Annotated in this window: 14 protein-coding genes; all 14 read left to right on the top strand. The window is 69.5% G+C overall.

Translation table 11 applies throughout. The features are described 5' to 3' along the window. The first annotated feature begins 1 nt into the window (after position 1). The 14 genes from DMP23_RS24725 to DMP23_RS24660 all read left to right on the top strand — a co-directional run bounded on the left by DMP23_RS24725 (position 2) and on the right by DMP23_RS24660 (position 18,249). Entirely contained in the window at positions 2-808 is an 807-nt protein-coding gene (locus tag DMP23_RS24725) for an IclR family transcriptional regulator domain-containing protein (RefSeq protein WP_337822655.1), read from the top strand. 9 nt (positions 809-817) lie between these two features. Next, a complete protein-coding gene (locus tag DMP23_RS24720; RefSeq protein WP_337822654.1) occupies positions 818-1,408 on the top strand; it encodes a nucleotidyltransferase family protein in 591 nt (196 codons plus the stop codon). Positions 1,409-1,545: 137 nt separating this feature from the next. Next, positions 1,546-2,424 carry an AAA family ATPase gene (locus tag DMP23_RS24715; protein WP_051172312.1) on the top strand — a complete coding sequence of 293 codons (879 nt, stop codon included), beginning with the start codon at positions 1,546-1,548 and terminating at the stop codon, positions 2,422-2,424. Between the two features lie 1,360 nt (positions 2,425-3,784). Further along, positions 3,785-4,900, top strand: a complete 1,116-nt coding sequence (locus tag DMP23_RS24710) for a vWA domain-containing protein (protein ID WP_337822653.1) — start codon at positions 3,785-3,787, stop codon at positions 4,898-4,900. Next, the gene (locus DMP23_RS24705) at positions 4,893-6,005 is read left to right on the top strand and encodes an XdhC family protein (protein WP_037810189.1); all 1,113 of its coding nucleotides are present in this window, start codon (positions 4,893-4,895) and stop codon (positions 6,003-6,005) included. The genes DMP23_RS24710 and DMP23_RS24705 overlap by 8 nt, the downstream gene beginning before the upstream one ends. A gap of 987 nt (positions 6,006-6,992) precedes the next feature. Further along, positions 6,993-7,517: a (2Fe-2S)-binding protein gene (locus DMP23_RS24700; RefSeq protein WP_043833048.1), complete on the top strand. Its 525-nt coding sequence runs from the start codon at positions 6,993-6,995 to the stop codon at positions 7,515-7,517. Continuing rightward, positions 7,517-9,955: a xanthine dehydrogenase family protein molybdopterin-binding subunit gene (locus DMP23_RS24695; protein WP_337822652.1), complete on the top strand. Its 2,439-nt coding sequence runs from the start codon at positions 7,517-7,519 to the stop codon at positions 9,953-9,955. Before DMP23_RS24700 ends, DMP23_RS24695 begins: the two co-directional genes overlap by 1 nt. Further along, entirely contained in the window at positions 9,952-10,806 is an 855-nt protein-coding gene (locus DMP23_RS24690; protein WP_037810193.1) for an FAD binding domain-containing protein, read from the top strand. The genes DMP23_RS24695 and DMP23_RS24690 overlap by 4 nt, the downstream gene beginning before the upstream one ends. Before the next feature lie 134 nt (positions 10,807-10,940). Beyond that, positions 10,941-11,642 (top strand): SRPBCC family protein, encoded by a 702-nt coding sequence (locus DMP23_RS24685; RefSeq protein ID WP_336160246.1) that lies wholly within the window; start codon positions 10,941-10,943, stop codon positions 11,640-11,642. A 221-nt stretch (positions 11,643-11,863) separates the two neighbouring features. After that, positions 11,864-13,078, top strand: coding sequence for a GGDEF domain-containing protein (locus DMP23_RS24680; RefSeq protein ID WP_337824444.1), 1,215 nt, complete (start codon positions 11,864-11,866; stop codon positions 13,076-13,078). 38 nt (positions 13,079-13,116) lie between these two features. Continuing rightward, a complete protein-coding gene (locus DMP23_RS24675; protein ID WP_337822651.1) occupies positions 13,117-14,172 on the top strand; it encodes an NAD(P)-binding domain-containing protein in 1,056 nt (351 codons plus the stop codon). A gap of 247 nt (positions 14,173-14,419) precedes the next feature. Further along, positions 14,420-16,063 carry a discoidin domain-containing protein gene (locus tag DMP23_RS24670; protein WP_337822650.1) on the top strand — a complete coding sequence of 548 codons (1,644 nt, stop codon included), beginning with the start codon at positions 14,420-14,422 and terminating at the stop codon, positions 16,061-16,063. A gap of 9 nt (positions 16,064-16,072) precedes the next feature. Beyond that, a complete protein-coding gene (locus DMP23_RS24665; RefSeq protein ID WP_037810198.1) occupies positions 16,073-17,308 on the top strand; it encodes an MFS transporter in 1,236 nt (411 codons plus the stop codon). Further along, on the top strand, positions 17,305-18,249 hold the full coding sequence (locus DMP23_RS24660; protein ID WP_337822649.1) for a hypothetical protein: 945 nt from the start codon (positions 17,305-17,307) through the stop codon (positions 18,247-18,249). The genes DMP23_RS24665 and DMP23_RS24660 overlap by 4 nt, the downstream gene beginning before the upstream one ends.

Raw genomic sequence — 18,249 nt, 5'->3', positions numbered from 1 at the left:
CATGGAATCCGACGACGAGGCCGAACGCGGTGCGCACCACGTGCAGTCGCTGGAACGCGGGCTGGCAGTGATCAAGGCGTTCAGCGCAGAGGCGCCGCATCCGACGCTCAGCGACGTCGCGCGCGTCACCGGATTGACCCGCGCGGCCGCGCGCCGGTTCCTGCTGACGCTCGTGGACCTCGGCTACGTCCGCACCGACGGCAAGTACTTCTCGCTCACCGCGCGCGTGCTGGAGCTCGGCTACGCGTATCTGTCCAGCCTCAGCCTGGCCGAGATCTCGCAACCGCACCTGGAACGGCTGTCGGCGGAGGTCCACGAGTCGAGTTCGGTGTCGGTGCTGGAGATCGCCGACATCGTGTACGTCGCGCGCGTCGCGGTGTCGCGGATCATGACGGTGAGCATCAACGTCGGCACGCGGTTCCCCGCGCACGCCACGTCGATGGGGCACGTGCTGCTCGCCGACATGGACCGGACCGAACTCAACACCTACTTCGTCGTCGCCGACCTCGACCGGTTGACCCCGCACACGCTCACCCACCGCACCGCGCTCGAAGCCGAGCTGGCCAAGGTCCGGGAGCAAGGCTGGGCGATGGTCGACCAGGAGCTCGAAGAAGGCCTGCGTTCGGTCGCCGCGCCGATCCGCAACCGGGCGGGGCGCGCGGTCGCCGCGGTGAACATCTCGACGCACGCGAGCCGGACGCCGGTGGAGACCGTCCGGACCCAGTTCGTTCCGCCGTTGCTCGAGACCGCGGCTGCCATTTCGGCGGAGCTCGCCGCGGTCGCGCCCGGGCGAGCGATCAAGGGCTGAGGAGCGCCGATGCCGGAACCAGTTGCCGGATTGCTGCTCGCCGCCGGGGCGGGGCGGCGATTCGGCGGGCCTAAAGCGCTGGTCGAGTACGACGGGGAGCCGCTGGTCCAGCGGGCGGTCCGGAACCTGGCCGAGGCCGGATGCACCTCGGTGCGGGTGGTCGTCGGAGCGTCGGCTGAGCAGGTCCGGGAGCTGCTGCCGCCGGACGTCACTGCGGTGTCCGCGGCGCGGTGGCAGGACGGGATGGGCGAGTCGCTTAAAGCCGGGCTCGAGTCGTTGGCGGGGGAGCCGTCAGCGGCCGTGCTCGTGCACCTGGTGGATCTGCCATGGGTACCGGCGGCGGCGCTCGCGCGGATCGTCGAGGAGGCTTCCGAGGACGCCGTCGTCCGGGCCGCGTACCAGGGGGTTCCGGGACATCCGGTGCTGTTCGGGCGGCGTTGGTGGGGAGAGATCGCGGAGTCGGCGCACGGTGACCACGGGGCGCGGGACTGGTTGCGCGGGCGCGGCGACGTGCGGCTTGTCGAGTGCGGTGACCTCGGGAGCGGCAGCGATGTCGATCGGCCTGGGGACCTGGCCGGGCCTGGCGCGGAGCGGCGATGAATGGTGCCGGTGCGGTCGGGTGCAGGGCTGCGTTGGGTCGCTGACGGAGCTTGTCTGGTCAGGACCGCGTGCGTCATGAGCCTCTGAGCGACGCGGTGAACGGCGAACTGGGCGGTCTCGGATCTACGATCGGGGGCGTGACAGAGTCCCTCGCCTCGCCCGACGCGCTCGCGGCCGCCCTCGACACCACCGGTTACCTCGCCGACGAGGGGCTGGCCACCGCGGGATTTCTCGCGACGCAGATGCAGCGGCCGCTCTTCTGCGAAGGCGAGCCCGGCACCGGGAAGACCTCGCTGGCGCTTGCCTTGTCCGAGGCGTTGAAGTGGCCGTTGGTGCGGCTTCAGTGCCACGAGGGCATCGACGCCGCGCAGGCGCTTTACGAATGGGACTTCCCCCGTCAGCTGCTGCACCTGCGTGCCCTCGAAGCGGCAGACGGCGGGCGGCTCGACGCGGAAACTGCCGAGCGTTCGCTGTACACGGAGCGTTTCCTGCTTGCGCGGCCGTTGCTGCAGGCGCTCACCACGACACCGTGTGTGCTGCTGGTGGACGAGATCGATCGCGCGGACGATGAGTTCGAGGCGTTCCTCCTGCAGTTGCTGGACGAGTACACCGTCACGATCCCGGAGTACGGCGAGGTGCGGGCGGAGCAGCCGCCGCTGGTCGTGCTGACGTCGAACCGGACTCGCGAGGTGCACGACGCGCTCAAGCGCCGGTGCCTCTACCACTGGCTAGAACACCCGGACCTGGCTCGGGAGATCAGCATCCTGCGCCGCCGGCTGCCGGGGATCGGCGAGACGCTCGCCCGGCAGATCGCCGACGCGGTGCACCGGCTGCGGGCGATGGACCTCCTCAAGCCGCCCGGGGTTGCCGAATCTCTCGACTGGGCAAGGGCTTTGCTCGCGCTCCAGCGCGACGAACTGGACGCCGCGACGGCCGCGCGGACTCTCGGTGCGGTGCTCAAGTACAGCGAGGACCTCGACCGGGTGCGGGCGAAGCTGGACACGCTGTTCTCTTGAGCTTCTGTCTACTATGGACGGTCAAGTAATTCCGTTGCGGCGGGGTGCGGGATCGGGCATGCTTGAAGCATCACTGGATGACTTCGCCGACTTCATTGATGAGTGCCTGATCTTGTGACTGCGACTGTGCCGGAAGGAGGGCTCGTGACCGACTTCGTCCGGACTGCCCTCCCGGCTGTCCGCTGAGTTCCCGTTCTTTCCTGAAGGTTCCGCGCGCCCGCCTTGCGCTACCGAGGCTGGCCGCTGCGCGCAACCACGGCTCGCGCACGCTGTCCCGGAGGCGGGACGGCGTGCGCGGCCGCCCTTCGTCGCCGCCGTGAGCGGTGTGGTGGGGCCTGGGGGAGTTTCGCGCGGCGGAGGGCTGGCTGAACGAACCGCCCGGGAACGCGGCGCGGGGTCTAGCTGCCTGGCGGCGGCGTCGGGATGCCTTGGCGTGGTGGCGCGGCTTGCCTGGCGGGTGGAAGTGCCCGGTTGCCTGGGCGTGGCGCGGGGGTTGGCTGGCGGGCAGAGATGTTGGGCAGCCTTGGTGCCGTGCGGAGGTTGGCTACGTGCGGAGGTTGGCTAGTAGGCGGAGATGCCGGGATGCCGCGTCGCGGGGTTGACCTGCGGGTGGAAACGTCGGGAAGCCCTGTCGCTGCGCGGGGTTGACTGGCGGGTGGAAGTGCTGGGATGCCTCGGTGCGGTGCGGTGCGGTGCGGTGCGGTGCGGTGCGGTGCGGTGCGGTGCGGTGCGGTGCGGTGCGGTGCTGGCTGGCGGGTGGAAGCGCCAGGAATCCTGCGCGCGACGCGGATGGCTAGTGGGCGGAAACGTCGGCAAGCCTTGGTGCGGTGTGGGGTTGGCCGACGGGCGCGGGATGTCTGCGGGCTTGCGCGCGGGCGAAATTGGGCTGGCGACGGTTCAGCTGGATGGCGCGGTGTGCGGGTCATGCGGAGCGGCGAGTTGGCGCAAGCCGGAACATCTGCGGGGCCGACGCGGTTCACACTGGAATGGCGGTGCGGAGGAACACTGGCGAGCTGGAGCAGCTCAAGCCGGGATCTTGGCGTGCCCAAGAACCCGCCCCAGAACCTTCGAGCGGCCGAGCGCTTGCCCCAGAACGTTCGCGCAGGCGAGAACTTGCCCAAGAGCCTCTGTACGAACCGGAACTCGGCCAAGAACCGCCGCGCGGCCGGGAGCCTGGCCAAGAACTCGATCAAGAACCGTTGCGTGCCAAGACCGCTGCCGGCGACTCGCAGCCCGCAGCCGGACGACCGCGGCTCCAGGAAGCTGAATCGGTCGCCGCCGGAGTGAGTGAAGGGCGTCTGAACCAGGCAGGATCGGCTGTCGCGGCGCGGTTTTCGGGGTTGGGGTCACAATGGGGAACATGAACACCGAAGTCGCTGACCCGCTTGCTGGCTATGCGGGGTTCGCGGCGGCATTGCGGGAGGCGGGCGTCGCCTGTGACGCGCGGCGGGTGCAGGCTTACCTGTCCGCGGTGGCGGAGGTCGATGTCGCCCGGCCGACGCAGTTGTACTGGGTTGGGCGGTTGACGCTCTGCTCCGACCCCGACGATCTGCCTCGGTACGAGGAAGCGTTCGCGCGATGGTTCGAAGGCGATGACAGTCCGAAGGCGACGTCGGGGACTCCGGTGCGGAAGCAAGCCCGGATCGCTCCGCTGGTCGCGGCGGCCGGGGACGGGGACAGCGCCGAGGAATCGCCCGACACGCTTCGGGTCGCGGCTAGTGATCACGAGGTTCTCCGGCATCGGGATCTCGCCGAGTTGACCAAAGCTGAGCGGGCGCACTTGCGGGAGTTGCTCGCGACGTTGCGTCCGGTGCTGCCCCGGCGGCGGGCGGCGCGGCGGGCGCCTGCGCATCGTGGTGCGCTTGACCCCGCGCGGACTCTGCGGGCGATGCTTGCGTCCGGTGGCGAGCCGGTGCGGCTGGCGCATCATCGAAGGGGGACGCGGGCGCGGAAGGTCGTCTTGCTGATCGACGTTTCCGGCTCGATGAGCCCGTATGCCGACGCGTTGCTGCGGTTCGCGCACGTCGTCGCGCGGGCTGCTCCGATGTCGGTCGAGGTGTTTACGCTGGGTACTCGGATGACGCGAGTGTCCCGGCAGCTCCGGCAGCGCGATCCGGAGCAGGCGATGCTCGCGGCCGGTACCGCGGTGCCCGATTTCGCTGGTGGGACACGGCTTGGCGAGACATTGCGGGTGTTTCTCGACCGGTGGGGACAGCGCGGGTTCGCGCGACGCGCGGTAGTCACCGTGTTCTCCGACGGGTGGGAGCGCGGCGACGTCAGCCTGCTGGCCGAGCAGCTCGGCAGGCTGCGCCGGCTCGCGCACGCCGTATTCTGGGTGAATCCGCACGCAGGGCACGAGGGTTATACTCCGGTCCAATCCGGCATCGTGGCCGCCCTGCCGCACATCGACCGCTTGCTGGCCGGGCACAGCCTGGCGACGTTGGAACGACTCCTCGGGGAGATTGCCGATGCGTGACGTACTGGACGACGTGTACCGCCGCTGGCAGGCGGGCGAAACGGTCGGGCTCGGCACGGTGGTGGCGACGTTTTCGTCGGCCCCGCGGGCGCCGGGTGCGTCGATGATGGTCGCGCCGGACGGCACGGTCGTCGGGAGCGTGTCCGGCGGCTGCGTCGAGGGCGCGGTGTACGAGCTAGCCAACGAGGTCGTCGCCGAGCGGAAGCCGGTGTTGCAGCGCTACGGCGTCAGCGACGACGACGCCTTCGCGGTCGGGCTGACCTGCGGCGGGATCATCGACATCTACGTCGAGCCGGTGGACCGCGAATCGATGCCGGAGCTGGAGCGCGTCGTCGAGTCGGTGCGCAGCGGCGAGCCGGTCGCGGTCGTCACGATCGTGGAGCACGAGACGCCGGGACTGGTCGGCGAGCACATGATTGTGTGGCCGGACCGGGTCGAGGGGTCCCTTGGCTCGTCCCGGATGGACGATGCTGTCGCGGACGATGCGCGTGGGCTTCTTGCCGCCGGACGCACCGGGACGCTCCATTACGGACCGGACGGGCAGCGGCGCGGCGAGGGCATGGCTGTTTTCGTGAATTCCTTCGAACCGCCGCCGCGACTGCTGGTGTTCGGGGCCATCGATTTCGCCGCCGCAATGGCACGGATGGGTGCTTATCTCGGGTATCAGGTGACGGTCTGCGACGCGCGTCCGGTGTTCGCGACCAGCAGCCGGTTCCCGGAGGCGCACGACGTGGTCGTCGACTGGCCGCACCGTTACCTGAAGGCCGAGGCCGACGCGGGCCGGATCGACGCGCGGACGGCGATCGCGGTCCTCACGCACGATCCGAAGTTCGACGTGCCGCTGCTGGAGGTCGCGCTGCGGCTCGACGTCGGGTATGTCGGCGCGATGGGTTCGCGCAAGACGCACGACGACCGGTTCGCGCGGCTTCGCGAGGCGGGGATCACCGAGGGCGAGCTGGAACGCCTGTCGTCGCCGATCGGCCTCGACCTCGGCGCGCGCACGCCGGAGGAGACGGCGGTGTCGATCGCGGCGGAGATCATCGCGCTTCGTTGGAGCGGCACCGGACGGCGGCTGGCGGCGTTGAGCGGGCGGATTCACAGCTGACCTGGCTGGTGGCCTGGAAAGCTGGGGAAGTGTTGCGGCTGGGCTAGGCGGCTGGCGGCGTTAATCAGGCGGATTCCTCGCCGACCTGGCCGGTGGCCTGGGAGGTTGGGGAAGTGTCGCGGCTGGGCTTGGCGGCTGGCGGTGTTGGGCGGGCGGATTCCTAGCTGACCTGGCTGGTGAGCTGGGAGGCCTGGCAAGCGTTTGCGGTCGCTCGGTGGCTGGTGCGGGCGGGCATGCGGGGCTTCGGCGGTGCTGCCTGGCCGGACTTCGGTGCTTGACGGCGCTGCGCACGTGGCCAACGTGGCAGCGCTTGCGGGGCCGGGATGTGGCAGCGGGGCCGTAGCAGGCCGGATGCGCAGCCGACGCGGCAGTTGCTGCGAGGACCCGGCAGCAGGTGCACCGAAGTTGGGCGGCCGCAGGGCGGACCATCCGGACCGAGGCTTGGCACTGTGCGAGGCGACCCGGAATGACGCATCCCCGGCGGCTGCGGCGGGCAGCAGCCGCCAGTCATGCAGCAGCAAAGGCGAGAAGCATGCCTGGGCACCCAGGCAACGCGGCAGATGCTGCGAGAACCCGGCCGCAGGTGCACCGAGGACGCAACTAGCCGGAAACACAGCACCAAGCCGAACCGTCCAGGCCGAAGCCCACGCAGCCCTGCCACGACGCACCCGCCATGCAGTGCGATCCGCGAGGAAAACCCCGTCCAGCAACGAAACCCGGTGAACCCCCGACTCGAAACCGCGGCCACTCGGGAAGATCCGCCGCTCGAAAAATCACCCGTCCGGCTTCACGCATCTGCGTCTCCAGAAATGCAAAAAACCCGCATCTGCGGAACCGTCAGGGCGACGTGCGACATCAGGACTTGTCCGCGCGCGAAAGGCGTAGCACGCTCCCCTGTGAGGCCGATCACGATCGCGCCTTGGCCGTTCCCGAACCGGCCCGCCGCCTCCGCCGGGGCTGGCGGGCATTTGCACTTGGAGGCCTTTGATGCGCATCACCGTCACTGTCGACGGCACGAAATACACCGATGACGTCGAGCCGCGCACCCTGCTCGTCCACTACTTACGGGAACGCGTCGGGAAGGTGGGCACCGTCGTCGGGTGCGACACCAGCAACTGCGGCGCGTGCACCGTCCATCTCGACGGGCACAGCGTGAAATCCTGTTCCGTTCTCGCCGTGCAGGCCGACGGATGCGAGGTCACCACCGTCGAGGGGCTGGCCCGCGACGGGCAACTGCACCCGGTCCAGCAGGCTTTCCACGACAACCACGCCCTGCAGTGCGGGTTCTGCACGCCGGGCATGATCATGCAGTCGATCGACCTGCTGGCGGACAACCCGGACCCCGACGAGCAGGCCGTTCGCGAGGGGCTCGAGGGCAATCTTTGCCGCTGCACCGGCTACCAGAACATCGTGAAGGCGGTGCGCGACGCCGCGAAGCACATGAGTCCCGGTGCGGGGCCCGAAGCCGAGAAGATCGATCAACCCAACCACGTCGGCGTGGGTGGTGAATGATGACTGCCACGATCGAGCCTGAGGTAGGGAAGTCCCGGCGCCGCAAGGAAGACGAGCGGCTGATCACCGGGCGCACCCGGTGGACGGACAACATCGCGTTGCCGGGGATGCTGCATCTCGCGGTGCTGCGGAGTCCGCTGGCGCACGCCAAGATCGTTTCGATCGACACGTCCGCGGCCAAGGAATCCGCTGGTGTCGTCGCCGTTTACACCGCCGCCGACCTCGATCCCGAGGGTGCTATCGGCATGCCGTGCGCGTGGCCGATCACGCCGGACATGGCTGCGCCGCGGCGTCCGGTGCTGGCCTCGGACCGGGTGAATTTCGCCGGCGAAGGCGTGGCGGTGGTGGTCGCTCGATCAGCCGCGGAGGCGCATGACGCGCTCGAGGCGATCGAGGTCGAGTACGAAGACCTGCCGCCGGTCCTCGACCTGGAAGCGGCGCTCGCCGAAGACGCGCCGCTCGTGCACGAGGAATTGGGCAGCAACAAGAACGCCTTCTGGGTGTTCGACTCGGCCGAGGCCGGGACCGGCGGGAACGTCGAGGAAGCACTGTCCTCTTCGGAGGTCGTGCTGAAACGGCGGTTCCGCCAGCAGCGCCTGGTGCCCGCGTTCATGGAGCCGCGCGCGTGCGTGGTCGACCCGACCGGCGCGCAGCTGACCATGTGGTCGGCCACCCAGGTGCCGCACATCCTGCGCGTGATGTCCGCGCTGACGCTCGGCATCCCCGAGCACAGGCTGCGCGTGATCGCGCCGGACGTCGGCGGCGGGTTCGGCGGCAAGATCGGCGTGCTGCCCGAGGAAATGATGGCCGTGCTGGTCGCGAACAAGCTCGGCAAGCCGGTGAAGTGGAACGAATCCCGGTCCGAGACGATGCTCGCCGCGCACCACGGCCGCGACCAGATCCAGGACATCACGATCTCGGCGAAGGCCGACGGGACGGTCACCGGGCTCAAGGTCGAACTGCTCGCCAACCTCGGCGCGTACAACGGCCTGGTCGGGCCGGGCGTGCCGATCCTCGGCGCGTTCATGTTCAACGCGATCTACAAGATCCCGGCGTACCACTTCGCCTGCACCAACGTGTTCACCACGACCACGCTCACCGACGCCTACCGCGGCGCGGGCCGTCCGGAGGCGACGTTCGCGATCGAGCGGATCATGGACGAGCTGGCCGACGAGCTGGGCATGGACCCGGTGGAGCTGCGCGAAAAGAACTGGATCAAGCACGAGGAATTCCCGTTCACCACGGTCTGCGGGCTCACCTACGACTCCGGCAACTACGAGGCCGCGACCGAGAAGGCGAAGGAACTCTTCGGCTACGACGCGCTGCGCCGCGAGCAGAAGGAACGCCGGGAGGCGAACGACCCAGTGCAGCTCGGCATCGGGATCTCGACGTTCACCGAGATGTGCGGGCTCGCGCCGTCGCGGGTGCTGGGTTCGCTCGACTACGGCGCCGGCGGCTGGGAGTACGCGTCGCTGCGGATGTTGCCGACCGGCAAGGTCGAGGTCACCACGGGTGCGTCGGCGCACGGTCAGGGGCACGAGACGGCGTGGAGCCAGATCGTGGCCGACCAGCTCGGCGTGTCCTTCGAGGACGTCGAGGTGCTGCACGGCGACACGCAGTCCTCGCACAAGGGCCTCGACACCTACGGTTCGCGCTCGCTGGTCGTCGGCGGTATCGCGATCGTGAAGGCGGCGGAGAAGGTGGTCGCGAAGGCGAAGCCGATCGCCGCGCATCTGCTGGAGTGCTCCGAGGACGACCTCGAGTTCTCCGGCGGCAAGTTCACCGTGAAGGGCACGGATTCGTCGACGACGATCCAGGACATCGCGCTCGCCGTGTTCGCCGCGCACAACCTGCCGGACGGCGTCGAACCGTCGCTCGATTCCGACGCCACCTTCGACCCGGAGAACTTCTCCTTCCCGCACGGCACCCACTTGTGCGCGGCCGAAGTGGACACTGAAACGGGCCAGGTGAAACTGCGTTCGTACGTCTGCGTGGACGACGTCGGCAAGGTGGTCAACCCGCTGATCGTGGAAGGACAGGTCCACGGCGGGCTCGCGCAGGGCATCGCGCAGGCGTTGTTCGAGGAGGCCGTGCACGACGAGAGCGGCACGCTCACCACCGGCACGTTCGCCGACTATCTGCTGCCCTCGGCGGCTGACCTGCCGTCGTTCACCACGGACCGGACGGAAACGCCGTCGACCACGAACCCGTTGGGAGCCAAGGGAGTCGGCGAGGCGGGCACGATCGCTTCGACGCCCGCCGTGGTCAACGCGGTGGTCGACGCGGTGCGCCAGTTCGGGGTGAACGACATCGAAATGCCGCTCACCCCGATGCGGGTGTGGAACGCGGTGCGCCATGGCACCGCCAATGCCGGCGGACCCGGCGGCGAGGCCGGCGGCGGCCTCGGTTCGATCGACGCCTCCGGAGGTGCCCAGTGATCCCGGCTCCGTTCGACTACGTCGCTCCGTCCACGGTGGACGAAGCCGTGCAGGCGCTCGCCGCGGCGGGCGAGGACGCCAAGGTGCTGGCGGGCGGGCAAAGCCTGCTGCCGGTGCTGCGGATGCGCCTGGCCGCGCCGACCACCCTGGTCGACCTCGGGAAAGTCGCCGAAATGCGCGGAGTGCGCGAGGACGGCGACGCGCTCGTGGTCGGGGCGATGACGACGCATTACGAGGTCCAGCGCGACCCGTTGATCGCCGAGCACGCCGCGCTGGTGAAGGAGGCGACGGACACGGTGGCGGATCCGCAGGTGCGGCACCGCGGCACGTTCGGCGGCGCGATCGCGCACGCGGACCCGGCGGGCGACCTGCTGGCCCCGGTGCTCGCGCTGGACGGCGAGCTGGTGCTGGCCGGGCCGAACGGGCGGCGCACGGTGTCCGCGGCGGAGTTCTTCCAGGACTACTTCACCACCGCGCTGGCCCCGGACGAACTGCTCGTCGAGGTGCGGCTGCCCAAGCACACCGGCTGGCGGGCGCACTACGAGAAATTCAACCGGGTCGCCCAGGCCTGGTCGATGTGCGCGGTGGCGGCCACCGTGCGCACCGAGGGCGGCGTGATCGAGGAAGCCCGGGTGGCGCTCACCAACATGGGCGCGACCCCCGTCCGGGCGACCGGCGTGGAGCAGGCGTTGCTCGGCGCGCAGGCCAACGCGGACACGATCCGGGCGGCCGCCGCGCACGCGGCCGAGGGCACCAACCCGGTCGCGGACGGCAATTCCGACGTCGAATACCGCCAGCACCTCGCGCGGGTGCTGACCGGGCGTGCCGTCGCGGCGGCGGTGGGCGCCTGAGCTGACCGGGACGTGAAGGACTCCTTGGGGGACTTTGATTCCCCCAAGGAGTCCTTCACGGACCGCTTCGCGGGAGACGGCCGTAAGGTGGACGGCAACGGCTCGAAGCAGTGTGCAGGAGAGGAGGTCGGCCCGTGCGGCTCGACCACGAATTCACCGTCCCCGCCCCGATCGGGGAGGTCTGGCAGGCCGTCATCGACCCGGAGCGCGTCGCCCCGTGCATGCCGGGCGCCTCGCTCACCAAGGTGGAGGGGGACACCTTCGCGGGCACGGTGAAGGTCAAGCTGGGGCCGATTTCGCTGCTGTACAAGGGAACCGGCGAGTTCCTGGAGAAGGACGAGGCGGCGCGCAAGGTCGTCATCAAGGCGTCCGGCAAGGACTCCCGCGGCGGCGGCACTGCGGCCGCGACGGTCACCCTCACGCTCACCGAGCGCGACGGCGGCACGCACGGCGCGGTGGCCACCGACCTGGCGATCACCGGACGTCCGGCGCAGTTCGGGCGCGGCCTGATCTCCGAGGTGGGCGGCAAGATCCTCGACACCTTCGCGGGGAACCTCGCGGCGTCGCTGGAGACCCCCGCCGAAGCGGCTCCCGCGGCGAAGCCGGAGGAGAAGGCCGAAGAGAAGCCTGCGGAAAAGCCCGCGGCCGAGCCGGTCGCCGACGAAAAGCCGCATCTGCGGAGCGTTCCGGCGGGCGGTTCGACCGGCGAGACCGAGGCGATCGACCTGCTCGACTACGCGGGCCAGTCCGTCGCGAAGCGGCTGGCTCCGGTGGCCGCGGGCGCGGTCGTGCTGCTGATCGTGCTGGCCGTCGTGCGGAAGCTGCGCCGCCGCTGACCCAGCCCGGAAGTTGCCCGCCCGCTCTACCCAGAGCGTGCCCGGTGGGCAGTTCGCGAAGGAGTTTTCGCTCGGTTCGGCTAGCTGCGGAGCGGACCCGCTACCCTGGGCAACTTCCGTAGGCCGAATTTCGCGTGGGGGCGCCCGTGACCCAGGCACCTGTCCCCATCGGGGTGCGCGGCGCGGTGACGTCCTGGAGAGGCTGGCCGCCGCGCTGGGCGATGTGGGCGGTCGCGCGGCGGCGATGGATCGGCTACGCGATGGCGTGCGAGGCCCTCGCCGTGGCACTCACGGCGACGGGCCTCGCGACCGGGTTCGGCGGGCCGGTGCAGTTCAGTTCGTTCGGCGTCCTCGTCGGGCTGGGCATCGCGCAGGCCGAGATGTCGCGCCGGATCGAGCGGCTGCGACGGTGGATGAGCGGCCAGACGCACATCAACGTCACGTCCGTCTGGTACCTCGCCGGTGCGTTCCTGCTTCCGCCGGCGTGGGTCGCGTTGCTGGCGTTGGTGCTGTACCTGCATCTGTGGCTGCGAGTGTGGCGACACGTGCGTACGCGGCCCGCACATCGCTTCGCGGCCAGTACCGCGTGGGCGATGCTGTCGTGCTTCGCGGCATCTGCGGTGTTGACCATCGGCGGTCTGGATCAAGCGCGGCTCGACACCGCGTACGGCGTCCTCGCGCTCGTACTGGCAGCAGCCGCCTTTGAACTGGTGAACGTCGTGCTCGTAGCGACGGGCATCTACCTGTACACGAACAGCCGCTCGCCCGCGGACCTCATCGGCACCTGGGAGGACAACGCCTTCGAGCTCGCGACACTGTGTCTCGGCGGGCTCGCTGCGCTGGCGTTCGTCCATCAGCCGGTGCTGGTGGTGTTCGTGCTGCCGCCGTTGCTGTTGCTGCACCGCTATCTCCTGCTGAAGCAGCAGTTGCAGGTGGCGGTCGTGACGGACGAGAAGACCGGGCTGCTGAACACCGCGGGCTGGCACGAGCTGGCGACCCGGGAATTCACCCGGGCCCGGCGGCGCGGGACCGGCAGCGGGTTCGCCGTGCTGATGATCGATCTCGACCACTTCAAGCGCATCAACGACACGTACGGGCACCTCACCGGCGACGAGGTGCTGGCCGCGGTGGCCGTGGCGATCGAGGCTTCGGTGCGGCAAAGCGACACCGTCGGCCGGTTCGGCAGCGAGGAATTCGTGGTCCTGCTGCCCGCGACCGGTGGCACCGACGTGCTCGGGATCGCCGAACGGGTGCGGGGCGCGGTGGGGGAGCTGACCGTCGCGGTGGGAGGTCCGCTGCGGATCAGCGGACTCTCCGTGTCCGTCGGGGTCGCGTGTTATCCGCAGGCGGGAAACACGCTCGACGAGGTGCTGCGGTCAGCGGACGCCGCGCTGTACCGGGCGAAAGACGGCGGCCGGAACCGGGTCGCGGTCTGAGCCGGAAATACCGGGCGCGGGCAATTGTTGAACGTTGTATGAGCACTGCGGATCACGAGACCGACGTCGTGGTGATCGGGGCCGGGCAGGCCGGACTGTCGGCGGCATATCACCTGCGGCGGGCCGGGTTCGCCAACGAACGCGGGTTCGTCGTGCTCGACCACGGCAAACGCGCGGGCGGGGCGTGGCAGTACCGGTGGCCGTCGCTGGTGGTCGGGAAGGTGCACGGGATCCACGACCTGCCGGGGATGGCGTTCGGGACCCCGGATCCGGCGCGCCCGGCGAGCGAGGCCGTGTCGCAGTACTTCGGGCGCTTCGAGAAGACGTATGACCTGCCGGTGCACCGCCCGGTCGACGTGACCGCGGTGCGGCGCGCGGGGGAGCGGCTGGTGGTCGAATCGCCCGCGGAGACGTGGGCGGCGCGCGCGGTGATCAGCGCGACCGGGACGTGGGACCGGCCGTTCTGGCCGCGTTATCCCGGCACCTTCGCCGGACGGCAGCTGCACACGGCGGATTACCGCGGCGCGGAGGAATTTCGCGGCCAGCGCGTGGTGGTCGTGGGCGGCGGGACGTCGGCGGTGCAGTTGCTGATGGAGATCGGTCCGGTCGCCCGTTCGACGGTGTGGGTGACGCGGCGTCCGCCGGTGTGGCGCGAGGAGGAGTTCAGCGAGGACTGGGGACGGATGGCGGTGGCGAAGGTCGACCAGCGGGTGCGGGCCGGGCTGCCGCCGGAGAGCGTCGTGAGCGTGACGGACCTGCCGGTGACGCCGCAGGTGCTCGCGGGCCGGGCGGCGGGATATCTGGACCGGCGGCCGATGTTCTCGCGCTTGGTCGCCGACGGCGTCGTCTGGGAGGACGGCAGTTTCGAGCCCGCGGACATGATCCTGTGGGCGACCGGGTTCCGGGCTTCGATCGACCACCTGGCTCCGCTGCATCTGCGGACTCCCGGCGGAGGGATCCGGATGGACGGGACTCGCGTGGTCGCGGAACCGCGGCTGCATCTGGTCGGGTACGGGCCCTCGGCGAGCACGGTGGGGGCGAACCGGGCCGGACGCGCTGCGGTGCAGGAAGTGCGGCGGCTGCTCCAGCACTGACGGTCCGTGAAGGGCTCATTGAGGGAATCTGAGTCCCTGAAGGAGTCCTTCACGGCACTTCCCCGGACGGGAGCGGGGCGTTCCGCTGATCGGGCGGTCTTGATCGTTTCACGTCCGTTCCGGGCTTGTCGGGGGAAACCGGGCCCGCTACTCTGCCGTTTTAGTTAGGAAACTTTCTTAACGCAACGAGACGCCGCAGAACCGTAACGCCGCCGCCCTGTTCCCGTCCGGCCCGAAGGAGTGCGACGTGTCCTCGTCCCGTGTCCGAAGTTTCGCCCGGTTCGCCTTGCCGGCGGCCGCAGTGGTGCTGTTGCCCGCCGCGGTGTCGCCCGCGCGCGACGCCAGTGCCGCTGCCGCCGATGTGCTGCTGTCCCAAGGAAAACCCGTCAGCACGTCCACGCTCGAGACGTCCACGTTGAGCGGCGAGAACGCCGTCGACGGGAATCTCAAGACCCGCTGGGCCAGTGCGGTCAGCGCCGACGCGCAGTGGCTGCGCGTCGATCTCGGCCAGGCCGCCACGATCCACCGGGTGAAGCTGAACTGGGAAGCGGCCTACGCCAAGAAGTACCGCATCGAGATCTCCGACGACGGCGAGAACTTCAAGTCGATCGCGACGATCACCAGCGGCGACGGCGGCACCGACGACCTCACCGGGTTGTCCGGGCACGGCCGCTTCCTGCGCTTCGTCGGCACCGAGCGCGCCACGAAGTACGGCTACTCCCTCTGGGAACTTCAGGCGTACGGCACGCCGGACTCGTCCGGCGACACGCAGGCGCCCACCGCTCCGTCGAACCTCGCCGCGGGCGAGATCGGCTCGAACAGCGTCGGGCTGACCTGGGCCGCTGCGACGGACAACGTCGGCGTCAGCGGGTACGAGGTGCTGCGGGACGGCAAGTCCATCGCTACCAGCACGAGCACGTCCTACACCGACAACGGCCTTTCGCCGGACACCGACTACACCTACACCGTCCGCGCGAAGGACGCCGCTGGCAACGCGTCGCCGGCCAGCAGCGCGGTCAAGGTGCACACCAAGCCGGGGACCGCGGGCAACACGTTCGTCCTCGCCGCGGCAGGCGACATCGCCGAACAGTGCACCGCCAGCAGCTCAAGCTGCATCCACCCGAAGACCGCGAAGCTCGTCCAGTCGATGAACCCCGCCGCGGTGATCACCATGGGCGACAACCAGTACGACGCCGAGGACACCGGTCTGACGCTGCAGAACTTCAAGGACTACTACGACAAGACCTGGGGCAAGTTCAAGAGCATCACGCACCCGATCCCGGGCAACCACGAGACCTACGACGACAACAAGCCGTTCGAGGCCTACGAGCAGTACTTCGGCAAGATCGCCACGCCGAACGGGAAGCGGTACTACAGCTGGGAAATGGGCAACTGGCACTTCATCGCCCTCGACTCCAACGGCTTCGTCGACGACAAGGACGGCGGCGAGCTCAAGGACACCGACCAGATGAACTGGATCAAGCAGGATCTGGCGAAGAACACCAAGGGCTGCGTCGCGGCGTACTACCACCACCCGCGGTGGAGCTCGGGCGACCACGGCGACCAGCGTGGTTCCAAGCAGCTGTGGGACCTGTTCGCGCAGAACAAGGTCGACCTGATCCTCAACGGCCACGACCACCACTACGAGCGGTTCGTGCCGCAGGACGCGAGCGGCAAGGCGAACCCGGCCGGCCCGGTCGAGATCATCGGCGGCATGGGCGGGGCGAACCCGTACCCGGTCCACTCCGCGCATCCGACCACGGCGAAGCTGCTGAAGGACACCTTCGGCGTGCTGAAGCTGACGATGACCGACAACACCTTCTCCGAGCAGCTGATCGGTCTCGACGGCAAGGTCCAGGACAGCAGCCCGACCTACACCTGCCACAACTAGGGGCCGGTCATGTACATCGCGACAAGCCGTAGTTCGGACGTCGCGGCGGGCACCGACCGGAAGGCCGGCCTGCGCCGGGTGTCGGCGAACGTCGTCGCACTCGGCGCGGTCAGCCTGGTCACCGACATCTCCTCGGAGATGGTGACCGCGGTGCTCCCGCTGTATCTGGTGCTCGGCCTCGGGCTGAACCCGCTGCAGTTCGGCCTGCTCGACGGGCTTTACGCGGGAGCCACCGCCGTGGTCCGCGTGCTCGGCGGGCATCTGGCCGACCGGTGGCGGCGGCTCAAGGCGGTCGCCGGGTTCGGCTACGGCTTGTCCGCGGTGTGCAAGCTCGGCCTGGTCGCGGCCGGTTCGTCGGTCGCGGCGATCGGCGTGGTGCTCGCCGCCGACCGGACCGGCAAGGGGCTGCGCACCGCCCCGCGCGACGCGTTGATCTCGCTCAGCAGCGAGCCCGACACTCTCGGCCGGTCGTTCGGCGTGCACCGCGCGATGGACACCGTCGGCGCGTTCCTCGGCCCGCTGGTCGCGATGGCCGTGCTCGCTCTGAGCCTCGGCAGTTACACGTCGGTGTTCTTCACCAGTTTCTGCATCGCGGGGATCGCGGTCATGCTGCTGGTGCTGTTCGTCCGCGATCACAAGCAGGAAATCGCCGACCGGGCCGCGGTGTCCGTGCGGGCGGCGTTCGGGCTGTTGCGCGAGCGGGGTTTCCGCCGCGTCGCGATCTGGGCGGCGCTGCTGGGGTTCGTGACGCTCGGCGATTCCTTTGTGTACCTGGTGCTTCAGCGGCGCTGGGACGTCGCGGCGACGTTCTTCCCGTTGCTGCCGCTCGGCACCGCCGGGGTGTACCTGGTGCTGGCGGTCCCGCTGGGCAAGCTGGCCGACCGGATCGGGCGCTGGCCGGTGTTCCTCGGCGGGCACGTCGCGCTCGTCGCCGCGTTGATCGCGTTGTGCGGGCCGGTGTCCGGGTTCTGGCTCGCGGCTCTCGCGTTGGGCCTGCACGGCGTGTTCTACGCGGCCACCGACGGGGTGCTCATGGCCGCGGCTGGACCGTTGGTGCCCGCTGACCTCCGGGCGACCGGCCTCGCGGTGGTCCAAACTGGACAGGCCGCCGCCCGGATGCTTTCGTCAGTCCTCTTCGGACTCGCCTGGACGTTGTGGGATCTGCAGCCCGCAGTTCTCGTGGCGGCCGGAGCGCTCGCTGTCGTGGCGCTCGGCGCCGCTTTCGCAAGGCCGGTGCGCAAATGAAAAAGGTTCTTCTCGCCGTTGTCGGAACTGTGGCGCTCGCGGCTGCCGCGGTGGTTTACACCGTTGCCGCGCGGCCCAGTCCGGCTGAGCCCGCGAAGGTGGAGCACCTTTCGCTCGCCCCGGGGCAGTTGTTCTTTCGTAGCACTAAAACGGGCAACGTCGGCGTTGTTCCGCTCGCGAATCCTGGTGCCGCGCCGAAGTTCAGCGATCTGAAGTGCGACCGGTTCGCCGTGTCCGCGTCGACGGGGATGTGCCTCGCCGTGCGACCCGGCACCTTGCCCGCGGTCAGCGATTTCAGCATTCTCGACCGGAATTTCGCCACTACGCACAAGGATTACCTGCCGGGGACCCCGAGCCGCGCGCGCGTGTCGCCGGATGGCAAGCGGGTGTACTGGACGGTGTTCGTCACCGGCGATTCCTATGCCGCCACCGGGTTTTCGACGCGTGCCGGGATTTACCAGCTGGACAACGGCGAACTGGAGAAGACGATCGAGGAGTTGCCGGTCCTGGTCGACGGGAAACGGTACTTCTCCTCAGACGTCAACTACTGGGGCATCACGTTCAGCAAGGACGGCAAGCGGTTCTACTCGACACTGGGCACCAAGGGCAAGACGTACCTGATCGAAGGCGACTACGACACCTACCGCGGCAAAGCGCTGCGGGAAAACGTGGAATGCCCGTCGCTGTCGCCGGACGAGACGCGGATCGCGTTCAAGAAGAAGGTCGGCGAGGGCGTCTGGCGGCTGTCCGTGCTCGACCTCAAGACGATGCGGGAGACCGCGCTCGCCGAGACCCGCAGCGTCGACGACCAAGCGCTCTGGCAGGACGACCACACGATCCTCTACGGACTGGACAACGCCGTGTGGTCGGTGCCCGCGGACGGCACCGGAGCCCCGCGAAAGCTGGTCTCTGACGCCGCGTCGCCGGCCGTCACCCACTGA

Origin of the sequence: Amycolatopsis sp. A1MSW2902 (genome assembly GCF_017312175.1) — a bacterium.
GTDB lineage: Bacteria > Actinomycetota > Actinomycetes > Mycobacteriales > Pseudonocardiaceae > Amycolatopsis > Amycolatopsis nivea.
Note: the sequence above shows the minus strand (reverse complement) of the source record. Positions and strands in the feature narration are given on the sequence as shown.

Excerpts from the sequence above, each read along its gene's own strand:
- DMP23_RS24665 (WP_037810198.1), top strand. The coding sequence starts at position 16,073 with ATGTACATCGCGACAAGCCGTAGTTCGGACGTCGCGGCGGGCACCGAC.
- DMP23_RS24680 (WP_337824444.1), top strand. The coding sequence starts at position 11,864 with ATGTGGGCGGTCGCGCGGCGGCGATGGATCGGCTACGCGATGGCGTGC.
- DMP23_RS24695 (WP_337822652.1), top strand. The coding sequence starts at position 7,517 with ATGACTGCCACGATCGAGCCTGAGGTAGGGAAGTCCCGGCGCCGCAAG.
- DMP23_RS24660 (WP_337822649.1), top strand. The coding sequence starts at position 17,305 with ATGAAAAAGGTTCTTCTCGCCGTTGTCGGAACTGTGGCGCTCGCGGCT.
- DMP23_RS24725 (WP_337822655.1), top strand. The coding sequence starts at position 2 with ATGGAATCCGACGACGAGGCCGAACGCGGTGCGCACCACGTGCAGTCG.
- DMP23_RS24720 (WP_337822654.1), top strand. The coding sequence starts at position 818 with ATGCCGGAACCAGTTGCCGGATTGCTGCTCGCCGCCGGGGCGGGGCGG.
- DMP23_RS24675 (WP_337822651.1), top strand. The coding sequence starts at position 13,117 with ATGAGCACTGCGGATCACGAGACCGACGTCGTGGTGATCGGGGCCGGG.
- DMP23_RS24700 (WP_043833048.1), top strand. The coding sequence starts at position 6,993 with ATGCGCATCACCGTCACTGTCGACGGCACGAAATACACCGATGACGTC.
- DMP23_RS24710 (WP_337822653.1), top strand. The coding sequence starts at position 3,785 with ATGAACACCGAAGTCGCTGACCCGCTTGCTGGCTATGCGGGGTTCGCG.
- DMP23_RS24705 (WP_037810189.1), top strand. The coding sequence starts at position 4,893 with ATGCGTGACGTACTGGACGACGTGTACCGCCGCTGGCAGGCGGGCGAA.